Annotated in this window: 9 protein-coding genes; 7 read left to right on the top strand and 2 right to left on the bottom strand. The window is 67.9% G+C overall.

The genetic code is table 11. The features are described from left to right. Positions 1-192: hypothetical protein (locus tag NI1_RS38945; protein ID WP_218026830.1), on the bottom strand; the 192-nt coding region annotated here is incomplete at its 3' end. Between the two features lie 825 nt (positions 193-1,017). On the opposite strand from NI1_RS38945, the gene NI1_RS25695 reads away from it, so the two are divergent. The 5 genes from NI1_RS25695 (at position 1,018) to NI1_RS25675 (ending at position 6,590) form a co-directional block, all read left to right on the top strand. Continuing rightward, complete coding sequence (locus tag NI1_RS25695; RefSeq protein ID WP_067825566.1) at positions 1,018-2,007, top strand: EamA family transporter; 990 nt, start codon at positions 1,018-1,020, stop codon at positions 2,005-2,007. Between the two features lie 112 nt (positions 2,008-2,119). After that, entirely contained in the window at positions 2,120-3,895 is a 1,776-nt protein-coding gene (locus tag NI1_RS25690; protein WP_067825564.1) for a hydroxysqualene dehydroxylase, read from the top strand. 88 nt (positions 3,896-3,983) lie between these two features. Beyond that, positions 3,984-4,604, top strand: coding sequence for a pyridoxamine 5'-phosphate oxidase family protein (locus tag NI1_RS25685; protein WP_067825562.1), 621 nt, complete (start codon positions 3,984-3,986; stop codon positions 4,602-4,604). 52 nt (positions 4,605-4,656) lie between these two features. Further along, positions 4,657-5,883 (top strand): MurT ligase domain-containing protein, encoded by a 1,227-nt coding sequence (locus NI1_RS25680; protein WP_067825560.1) that lies wholly within the window; start codon positions 4,657-4,659, stop codon positions 5,881-5,883. Continuing rightward, entirely contained in the window at positions 5,880-6,590 is a 711-nt protein-coding gene (locus NI1_RS25675; RefSeq protein ID WP_067825558.1) for a type 1 glutamine amidotransferase, read from the top strand. Before NI1_RS25680 ends, NI1_RS25675 begins: the two co-directional genes overlap by 4 nt. Positions 6,591-6,593: 3 nt before the next feature. Here the strand turns inward: NI1_RS25675 and NI1_RS25670 are convergent, their stop codons facing one another. Continuing rightward, a complete protein-coding gene (locus NI1_RS25670) occupies positions 6,594-7,106 on the bottom strand; it encodes a hypothetical protein (RefSeq protein ID WP_067825556.1) in 513 nt (170 codons plus the stop codon). Positions 7,107-7,235: 129 nt separating this feature from the next. Here NI1_RS25670 and NI1_RS25665 point away from each other — a divergent pair, with 129 nt between their 5' ends. Further along, positions 7,236-8,861, top strand: a complete 1,626-nt coding sequence (locus NI1_RS25665) for a GMC oxidoreductase (RefSeq protein ID WP_067825554.1) — start codon at positions 7,236-7,238, stop codon at positions 8,859-8,861. Positions 8,862-8,990: 129 nt separating this feature from the next. Continuing rightward, on the top strand, positions 8,991-9,782 hold the full coding sequence (locus NI1_RS25660) for an ion transporter (protein WP_067825552.1): 792 nt from the start codon (positions 8,991-8,993) through the stop codon (positions 9,780-9,782). Positions 9,783-9,799 lie beyond the last annotated feature (17 nt).

The following is a 9,799-nucleotide window of genomic DNA, read 5'->3' as shown; positions in this document are numbered from 1 at the left end:
GCCGCTGCCGCTGCCGCTGCCGCTGCCGCTGCCGCTGCCGCTGCCGCTGCCGCTGCCGCTGCCGCTGCCGCTGCCGCTGCCGCTGCCCGCGCTGCTGCCGGTGCCCGCGCTGCTGCTGCTGCTGCCGCCGCTGCCGCTCGTCGGGCCGCTGGTGTTCGCCGGGCCGATGGTTGGTCGGTTCGGGTGTGGCAATTCAGCGGGTGCGGAGTGGCCGATCGATCCGCCGGATGTAGTTGTGCCGCTGGGAGATTCGGTCGCGCTGTTCCGTGCTTCGGTGGCGTTCCGGTCGGCGGGGCCGGCTACGGGTGGGCGGTGCGCGGTCGCCGAGCTCACCCGGCGGGCGCGGGGTATCGAGGTCGTGGGTTTGACGGGGTCCGCCGCGCGGTGGCTGTCGGGTTGGGCCTCGCGGACCGGATCGGGTGCGTCGCCTGCGGTCGGTCCCGGCCCGGGCCGGACGGTTGCGCGCCGTGGAGGCACCAGCGGCCGCGCGGGTTTGTTGCCCGTTGTGTCCGGGGGCCGAGTTGCCGTCTTGACAGCCACGGGGTTCGAAACCGCGGTGGCTCGGTTCCGCGGGGCGCTCGCGGTGGCATCGAGAGATTCGGGGCGTGGCGTTCCGGTTCGCCGGGGTCGGGGTGGCGTGGGCGGAGCTGCCGCGGTGCCGGGTTCGGCCGGGGTTGCTTGGTCGGGTGTGGGGCTGTCGGCTCGATCGGTGGGCGGGCTGAGTGTGTGGTTCGGGGCATTGGTGGTGTCGGCGGGTGCCGGTTCCTCGGCTCGGGCACGCGTGTTGACCTGCATTTGTGTGGTGCCGATGCGGCGGGGTGGGCGTGGGGTGCGGGGAAGTGCGGGGTTTTCGGGGACTGGGGGAGCGGACTCCGGACGCACGGGATTGGAGGCGGGGGACTGGTCGGGATCTGTATCGTGCGGGTGGTCCGGGTGGGGCATGGTTAAGTTGTACTACATCGTTGGTGCAGAATTATTCGATTGTTCTTACCTATCGGGATCCGCACCATCATTTGCATGACCAATCGTGATCGGGTGCTCGGGCTGGCCGTGGTGCTGTTGTGGGGGCTCAACTTTCTGGCCATTCGAGTCGGGCTCGACCACTTTCCGCCGTTCTTCTTCGCGGGGTTGCGGTTCGCGGTGATCGCGGTGCCGGTGCTGCTGTTCGTGCCGCGGCCGCAGGTGCCGTGGCGGTGGCTGCTGCTGTACGGGACCGGGTTCGGGATCTTGCAGTTCGCCTTCCTGTTCTCGGCCATGCGCGCGGGGATGCCGACGGGGTTGTCCTCGCTGGTGTTGCAGTCGTCCGCGCCGTTCACGGTGCTGCTGGGTGCGGTGCTGCTGCGGGAGAAGCTGCGCGGCGTGCAGTTGCTGGGGCTGGCCGTGGCGTTGGCGGGGATGGTGACCATCGGGTGGGATCGGGCGCAGCACGCTTCGCTGCTGCCACTGGTGCTGACCCTCGCGGGCGGACTGGGCTGGGCCTTCGGCAATATCGGATCGCGGTTGGCGGCAGCCGATTCCGAGGGCGTGAATCCACTGCACCTGACCCTGTGGATGACGGTGATCCCGCCGCTGCCGATGTTCGCGCTGTCCGCGCTGACCGAGGGCCCCACGACGGGCTGGCACGAGCTGGCCTCCTCGTTCACCGCTTCGGGCTGGCCCGCCTTCGCAGCCTTGGCATACATCGCGCTATTGGGCACCATCGCGGGTTCGGGGCTGTGGACCTATCTGATGAGCCGTTACCCGGCCGGCACGGTGGCCCCGCTGTCACTGCTGGTGCCGGTGGTCGGTATCGCCGCCTCGTGGGCGTTCCTGCACGAGAACCCGCCGGCATTGTCGCTGCTGGGCGCGTTGATCGTGATCGCGGGCGCGTTCACCGCTACCTCGGCCGGGCGGCGCGGCGCCGTCGTACCGGTACCCCTCGCAGCCGGCGTGCCCGTGATCGCGGTGGAACCGGAACCCGCGGCAACCCCGCCGCTGACCGGCACTCGCCTCGCTACTGCGAACTGACAGGCCGCGAATCCGGCGGCGAATCCGTCCTCCCGTTCACAAATTCGCACCCCCAATAGACCCGCGCCCGGTTATCGCTGCCTAGGATTCCTTCCGGCGTGGGAGGTAGGGAATGGCGGGACAGCGTTTGTCCGTCACGCGGCGGTCGATGCTGCGTGGCACGGTCGCGGCCGGGGCGATGGCGGCCGGGACCTTGGCGGCCGGCACCTTGCGGCCCACGGTCGCACACGCCGAGCCCGGTCGCCGGGTAGCGGTGCTCGGCGGCGGCGTCGCGGGCTTGACCGCCGCACACGAACTGGCCGAACGCGGCTTCGAAGTGACCGTCTACGAACGCCGGGCGCTGGGCGGCAAGGCGCGCAGCATTCCGGTGCCGGGCTCGGGCAAGGACGGCCGGCCCGAACTCATGGGCGAGCACGGATTCCGTTTCTTCCCCGGCTTCTACCGCCATATTCCAGACACCATGCGGCGAATTCCGTTCGCGGGCAATGCCAATGGCGTGTGGGACAACCTGGTCTCGGCAGCCGAAGCCCGATTCTCGCGCCGCGACTCCGACGACACCATCATTCCGATGGGCCGCGCCGGCCGCCCCTGGTCGACCCCCGACGATTTCCGGGAAACCGTCAGCTCCGCCATTTCCACCACGGCCAAGATGCCGCAGGACGACGCCCTGTTCTTCGCCAATCGCCTGCTGGTCTACAACACCAGCTGCGATGCCCGCCGATACGGCCAGTGGGACAATATGTCCTGGCGCGACTATGTCGGCGCGGGCCGCCGCTCCATCGAATTCCGGATGCTGCTCTCGCGCACGCTGACCACGCTGCTGGTGGCCGCCAAGGACGATCTGGCCAGCACTCGCACCATCGGCAATATGGGTGAGCAGTTCCTCGGCAACCCGCTGGAGATCGCGAATGACGGTGCGCTGGACCGGCTGCTGAACGGCTCCACCAATGAGGCGTGGATCAATCCGTGGACCGCGCTACTGCGCGAACTCGGCGTGAAATTCGTCAGTGCCGAAGTGCGCGGGCTGGAGCTGACCGACCGCCGGATCACCGCCGCACACGTCACCGATGCCTCCGGTGCGGCGCGCACGGTCGAGGCCGACTACTTCGTGACCGCGGTACCCGTGGAGGTCGCGCGCGGCTGGTGGACGCCCGAAATCCTGGCATTGCGACCGGAATTGGCGGGCATGAGCCAGCTGGTGGTGGATTGGATGACGGGCATCCAGTTCTTCCTGAAGGAGTCGAGCAATATCGCGCGCGGGCATGCCGCGTACGTGGATTCGCCGTGGTCGCTGACCTCCATCTCGCAGAATCAATTCTGGACCCGTACGCCGCTCAGCGGATTCGGCGACGGCACCGTGAAAGACTGCCTGTCGGTGGATATCTCGGACTGGAACACCCCCGGCATCCTGTACGGCAAGACCGCCAAGGAGTGCACGCACGAGGAGATCGCGCGGGAAGTCTGGGCGCAATTGCGGGCGCACCTCAACGACAAGCACGACCTGCTGCGCGATGAGGATCTGCACTCCTGGTTCCTGGACACCGGAATCGGCTGGGACGCGGCGAACAAGCGCAATACCAATGCCGATCCGCTGCTGATCAATACCGCGGGTTCGTGGGCGCTGCGCCCGGAATCGCATACCGCCGCGATCGAAAACCTTTTCCTCTCGGGCGATTACGTGCGCACCAATGTGGATCTGGCCACCATGGAGGGCGCGTCGGAGTCGGCGCGGACCGCGGTCAACGCACTGCTGGAGGTGTCCGGGTCCAACGCGGCGCGGTGCAAGACGTTCACGTTGTACCGGGCGACCGAACTGGAGCCGTTCCGCCAGTTGGACATCGCGCGCTACGCGGCGGGCCAGACGAACATGTTCGACGTCCCGCTGTAGCCGACACGCCTGCTCGGGGTGCGCGAAGCTGCGGGATTCCGCACAATTCACTGGCGCTGCAACGGGGTTCGCGCGTTGAATCGAAGCCATGAGCGAGATCACCGATCCGGCCGAATTACGCGAACTCCTCGGCGTGCCGATGCCGCGCGCCATCGCGAAGGAACGCATCGCGCTGCACCCGCGCGACCGGGACTGGATCGCCAACTCTCCGTTCATCGTTCTGGCCACCAGTGACGCGGAGGGCAACTGCGACGCCTCCCCGAAGGGTGATCCCGCCGGTTTCGTAAAGGTGCTGGACGACAAGACCATCGCGATCCCGGAGCGCCCCGGCAACCGGCGCGCCGACGGCTATCTGAACATCCTGAGCAACCCACGCGTAGGCGTGCTGTTCCTCATTCCCACCCGGGGCGAGACCCTGCGTATCAACGGCCGGGCCAAACTGGTCCGGGACGCACCGTACTTCGACGACATGATCGTCAAGGGCCATCGCCCGATCCTGGCCATCGAAGTGGAGATCGAGCAGATCTTCTTCCACTGCGCCAAAGCGTTCCTGCGCAGCAACCTGTGGAAGCCGGAGAAGTGGCAGGAGCCGGACCTGCCCTCGCACGCCCGGTTGGTCAAGGAGCTACAACCGACCACCCCCGAAACCGTCGAGGAGCTCGAGCAGTACTACGGCGACGTGTACGAAAAGAAGCTCTACAACACCTAGATGCACGTCATCTGCCGCATCGCAATAAACTCGCGGCGTGGCAGACACTTCGATGCGCGGAAAGCTGGCGTTGGGGGCGGCGAAAGCCGCCTCGTGGGCTTCGCGGAAAGCCGGGCGCGGTAATGGATCGATGATCGGCGGGTTGATCGCGCTGAAGATCGATCCGACGCTCATGACGCAGCTGGGACGCGGCCGGCGCACGGTGTTGATCACCGGCACCAACGGCAAGTCGACCACTACGCGCATGACCACGGCCGCGCTCCAGACGCTGGGTGATGTGGCCACGCAGGCCGACGGCGCGAATATGGATGCCGGAATCGTGTCGGCGCTCACCGCGAATCGCACCGCGCGGCTGGCCGCCATCGAGGTGGACGAGTTGCATCTGCCGCATGTGGCGGATGCGTTGAATCCGGCCGCGGTGGTGCTGCTCAATCTGTCTCGCGACCAGCTCGACCGGGTGGGTGAGATCAATATGATCGAGCGCCGCCTGCGGGCCGGGATGGCGCGGCATCCCGATGCCGTGCTCATCGCCAACTGCGATGACGTGCTCATCACCTCGATCGCCTACGACCATCCGAACGTGGTGTGGGTGTCGGCGGGCAGCGGCTGGGCGGTGGACTCCGCGAGCTGCCCGCGCAGCGGCGAGCCGATCCTGTGGGAGGGCGAGCACTGGTACAGCACCGGTGCGGATTTCAAGCGGCCCGAACCGCAGTGGCGGGTGGACGAGCACACGCTCTACGGCCCGGACGGGCTGGAATTGCCACTGGCGCTTGCGCTTCCGGGCCGCGCCAACCGGGGCAACGCCGCGCAGGCCGTGGCCGCCGCGGTCGCGCTGGGCGCGAAGCCCGAAGCCGCCACCGCTGCCGCCGCCACCGTGCGTGAGATCGCGGGCCGCTACCGCACCGTCGAGGTGAACGGCCACACCGCCCGCCTGCTGCTGGCCAAGAACCCGGCCGGCTGGCAGGAGGCCCTGTCCATGATCGACCCCGCCGCAAAGGGTTTGGTGATCGCCGTCAACGGCCAGGTCCCCGACGGCGAAGACCTCTCCTGGCTGTGGGACGTGCGCTTCGAGCACTTCGAGGGCACCCAGGTGGTGGCCGCCGGTGAACGCGCCACCGACCTCGCCGTGCGCCTCACCTACGCCGGCGTCGAGCACACCACGGTCGCGGATCCCTTGCGCGCCATCGCCTCCTGCCCGCCCGGCCAGGTCGAGGTGCTCGCCAACTACACCGCCTTCCGCGACCTGAACCGCGACCTGGAAGAGAAGGCCCGCGCATGAACGAATCGACCATCCGGATCGGCCTGGTGCTGCCCGACGTGATGGGCACCTACGGTGACGGCGGCAATGCCCTGGTGCTGCGCCAGCGTGCCCGCATGCGCGGTTACGACGCCGAAATCGTCGAGATCACCTTGCAGGACGAGGTTCCCGCCTCCCTGGACATCTACACCCTCGGCGGTGCGGAGGACTCGGCCCAGCGCCTGGCCACCCGCCACCTCCAGCGCTACCCCGGCATGCAGGAGGCCGCCGGTCGCGGCGCTCCGGTTCTCGCCATCTGCGCCGCCATCCAGGTCCTCGGCCACTGGTACGAAACCTCTTCGGGCGAGCGGGTGGACGGCGTCGGCCTGATCGACGTCACCACCTCCCCCCAGGAGAAGCGAGCCATCGGCGAGGTCGCCACCCAGCCCATCATCCCCGGCCTCTCCCAGCCCCTCACCGGCTTCGAAAACCACCGCGGCGGAACCAAACTCGGCGGCGAAGCCACCGGCCTGGCCCGCGTCACCAAGGGCGTGGGCAACGGCGTGGGCGACAACCTCGAAGGCGTAGTCCAAGGCTCCGTCATCGGCACCTACATGCACGGCCCCGCCCTGGCCCGCAACCCCGAACTCGCCGACCTCCTCCTGTCCCGAGCTCTCGGCGTAGATTCCCTTGCCCCCCTCAACCTTCCAGAGGTGGAGCAGCTCCGCCGCGAACGCCTCCGCGCCTGACCCTCAGTTCTGCGGTACGACCTCCGCGTCGCTGACGACGGAGGCTTGCCGTGCCGCCCGCCCGGCCGCGATCCAGCGGCCGGTGGCGGGCACTGCGGCCAGCACGCCGATCAGCAGCACAACGCCGTCGATGAGCAGATTCGTCCACAGCGGATTCGAGCTCTCGGTGCCGCGCAGGTAGGAGACCGCGGTCCCGACCAGGACCAGAACGGTGTTGGCGATCAGCAGGTAGCGGCCGGTGGAGCGATGGATCAGCAGTAGCATGCCGCCGATCAGATAGATCGTGAAGAACGCCGCCATGATGCTGTCGATCAGGATGAGCGCATCGGTGAATTCCGTGTTCGGATCCGCGATGTGCGCGACCGGGACCATGACGCCCAGGATCCCGAACACCATCGCGAGAATGCCGGCGGGCAAGGCGGTGAACCCGCGGGCCCGGCGCTGCTCCGGCACCTCCTGCACCGGATATCCGGCCTCCTCGTACTCCGCCGCCGACGTGCTGTCCGTTGTGCTCATTACGCGTTCCCCTCCGAAAAGATGTTCGGCACAACCTCTCACACTGTGAGGTCCCACGTAGGTGTTGAGGGGATCCTCACCGGCGGCTAAGCTCGCGCGCGGCCATTACGTGATGAGGGAGGTGGCCGGTTGCGCAGGCGCGCCGTGTTCAAGGCTGCCGGTTTGGCGGCTTTGCTGGCGGGCGTCGGGTCCGGAGCTGCCTTGCGCGGCGCTGGGACGGCGTCGGCGGATGTTTTGTGGAACGCGCTGTTCCAGTCGTGGGTGCCGGAAATCTTTGCGCCGCTGGCGGATCCGCCGGAGCACACCGAGGCGATCGTGATCGGGTCCGGGTTCGGCGCCGCGGTCACCGCGTTGCGGCTGGGGGAGGCCGGGGTGCGGACCACCGTGCTGGAGCGCGGGTCGCGGTGGCCGAACGATCCGAATCGGGAGATCTTCACCGGGGACGATCTGCCGGACGGGCGCGGGTTCTGGCATCGCACCAATTTCACCGGCGTCACCAAGGTGACCATGCCGTTCGCGAGTTTCGGTGGGGTGCTGGACGTTACCGAGTTCCCGGGCATCGATGTGTGGCGGGCGGCCGCGGTCGGCGGCGGGTCGGTCATCTTCACCGGCGCGATGGTGGCCCCGCCGAAGCATCTGTTCGATTCGGTGTTCGGCGGCGTGGTCGGATACGACGAGCTCGACGCCGTCTACTACCCGCGGGTCCGGGATATGTTGCGGCTCAGCACGATGCCCGGCGACATCTACAACTCGGCCCCGTTCGCGCATTCGCGGATCTGGGATCAGCAGGTGCGCGCGGCGGGTTACCAACCGCAGGCCAATGACTCGATCTTCAACTGGGATGTGATCCGCGCCGAACTGGCGGGCACCTCGCGGGCCTCGGCCACCGCCTCGCGCAGCAACCTCGGCAATTCCAACGGCGCCAAGTTCGACCTGAACCAGAACTATCTGCGCTACGCCGAAGCCACCGGCAATACGGTCATCTACCCGGGCCATCGGGTGGATTCGATCGCGCAGGACGGCGGCCGGTACGTGGTGACGGTGACCAAGCTGTCGCCCGCCGGGCAGATCCTCGCGACCCGCACCCTCACCTGCGACAAGCTCTTCCTCGGCGCGGGCTCGGTCGGCACCTCGGAGCTGCTGGTGCGCGCCCAGGCCACCGGCGCGCTGCGCAATCTCAACGAGCATGTCGGTGAAGGCTGGGGCACCAATGGCGATGTGGTGCTGGCTCGCGGCTCCACCGGTTTGGCCGCCACCGGCGGCGGCGTCCCCAGCGCCAGCCGCATCTTCGACGATTCCGGTATGCCGCTCACTCTCGAAAGCTGGTATGTCCCGGGCATTCCCGTGGATATGGCGGCCATCGCCTCGCTCGGCATGGTCCTCGATCCGGCCCGCGCCCGCTTCGGCTACGACCGCGCCGGCAATTCGGTCGGCCTGTCCTGGAACCGGGCCGCACGGGATCAGGTGGTGGCGGCCGCGCGCGAAGTGGATCACAAGATCGCCGAGCGTGGCGGTTCGGTGGTCGAATACACCCCGATCGCCTATGACGCGCAAGGCTTCTTCACCGCGCATCCGCTCGGCGGCGCGGTGCTGGGCCGGGCCACCGACGGCTACGGCCGCGTGCACGGGCATCCGGGGCTGTATGTCATGGACGGCGCGGGTATTCCGGGCAGCACGGCCACCGCGAACCCTTCGCTGACCATCACAGCCATCGCGGAACGTAATATCGAGGCCATCATTCGCGCAGGTCGCTGAGTTATCCCCAACCCCCTGTGTATTACCCCTGTGGAATACCCGCAGGGGTAATACCTCGAAAATGCCACATCCACGGTTAAGGCTGGGCTACTACTCTGGCGAATCTGTGAAATGTGGAAGGGGTCGAGGATGACCGTGACCAGCGAGCCGGACGTCGACGACGAGTTCCCGCGCAAGCCGCCCGTGCTGTGGACGGATTTCGCCATGCTCGGTTTGGCGATCGTGTCGGTGGCCCTGGTGGTCTGGGTGACATTCTTCCCGGTGTCGGGTCACACCTACCGGACCATCCGGGTGATCGACTACGCCATCTGCGCGATCTTCGCGGTGGAGTTCGCGGCGCGCTGGCGTCGTGCCGGGTGGAGCTGGACCTTCCCGTTCATCTATTGGTACGAGGTCCTCGGCATGATCCCGGTGACCAGCCCGTTCTTCCGCGGCTTCCGGCTGTTGCGGATCGTGGTGATCGCGGTGCGGCTGGGCCGGGTGGTCGATCGCGCGCTCGGCGACCGGGTGACGGCGGCCGTGGTGAACCGTTCGGTCGGGGCGATCGTGGAAGCCGTCAAACGGCCGGTAACCATGGCGGTGCTGGACGAGGTCGCCGAGGTGTTGCGCACCGGGCACTACACCCGAAATATCGCGAATGCCTTGGAAGAGAATCGCTCCGAGCTCGATCAGATGATGCTGGAGCTCATCCGCTCCGACCCGCAATTGGGCCGGGTTCGCTACCTGCCCTTCCACGAGGACATCATTCGCGGCATCGCCGACGCCAGCTTCCGCATCGTGTTCCAGGTGCTGGCCGATCCGCGCACCGACGAACTGGTGGCGGATGTGCTGCGGGAGAACGTGAATCAGATGCGCGAGGCGGTGGTGGCCGGGACCCGGGTGCCGGAGTCCATCGACCACCGGACGCCGCGCGCGGACTGAGCGGTCCGCGCGCGACC

This window comes from Nocardia inohanensis NBRC 100128 (genome assembly GCF_001612945.1).
Classification (GTDB): Bacteria; Actinomycetota; Actinomycetes; order Mycobacteriales; family Mycobacteriaceae; genus Nocardia; species Nocardia inohanensis.
This window is presented reverse-complemented; position numbering and strand designations above follow the sequence as displayed.

Bases quoted from the DNA above. Each gene is read 5' to 3' on its own strand.
- NI1_RS25695 (WP_067825566.1), top strand. From the start codon at position 1,018: ATGACCAATCGTGATCGGGTGCTCGGGCTGGCCGTGGTGCTGTTGTGG.
- NI1_RS25690 (WP_067825564.1), top strand. From the start codon at position 2,120: ATGGCGGGACAGCGTTTGTCCGTCACGCGGCGGTCGATGCTGCGTGGC.
- NI1_RS25685 (WP_067825562.1), top strand. From the start codon at position 3,984: ATGAGCGAGATCACCGATCCGGCCGAATTACGCGAACTCCTCGGCGTG.
- NI1_RS25680 (WP_067825560.1), top strand. From the start codon at position 4,657: ATGCGCGGAAAGCTGGCGTTGGGGGCGGCGAAAGCCGCCTCGTGGGCT.
- NI1_RS25675 (WP_067825558.1), top strand. From the start codon at position 5,880: ATGAACGAATCGACCATCCGGATCGGCCTGGTGCTGCCCGACGTGATG.
- NI1_RS25670 (WP_067825556.1), bottom strand. From the start codon at position 7,106: ATGAGCACAACGGACAGCACGTCGGCGGCGGAGTACGAGGAGGCCGGA.
- NI1_RS25660 (WP_067825552.1), top strand. From the start codon at position 8,991: ATGACCGTGACCAGCGAGCCGGACGTCGACGACGAGTTCCCGCGCAAG.